The organism is Mesorhizobium sp. M4B.F.Ca.ET.214.01.1.1 (assembly GCF_004791545.1).
In the GTDB taxonomy this organism is placed as follows: domain Bacteria; phylum Pseudomonadota; class Alphaproteobacteria; order Rhizobiales; family Rhizobiaceae; genus Mesorhizobium; species Mesorhizobium abyssinicae.
Genome location: NZ_SRUX01000146.1, coordinates 1 through 353, shown reverse-complemented (window position 1 = coordinate 353; position 353 = coordinate 1). Strand labels below are relative to the sequence as shown.

Genomic DNA, 353 nt, shown 5'->3' with positions numbered 1-353 from the left:
GCCTGTTCCGCCATGCCATAGCGAAAGGCGCGATCGCCGCCGGCCATCTGCCGGATTTCCTGACCGCCTGCGCCAACGGCCTCTCCGGCAGCAGCATCGAGATCGGCGCACCGGGCAGGCCCTTTGGCGATCCGGCGACGCCGATAGCGTTCGAGGCGGCTTTGGCCGTCTCGGCGCTTTCGCTGTTGCGCGACGAAACTGTAGCGCGGCTCAGGATCTGCCCGAACTGCAGCTGGCTCTTCGTCGACCGCAGCCGCAACTCAAGCCGTCTCTGGTGCGACATGGCCGTCTGCGGCAACCGCCAGAAAGCGAACCGCTATTATCGCCGCCGCACGGCGGTCAGGGAGGCTGCC

Annotated in this window: 1 protein-coding gene; it reads left to right on the top strand. The window is 67.4% G+C overall.

The window, feature by feature from the left end:
• A partial coding sequence (locus EN857_RS33670) for a CGNR zinc finger domain-containing protein (RefSeq protein ID WP_189522835.1) occupies positions 1-353 on the top strand: 353 nt, incomplete at both ends.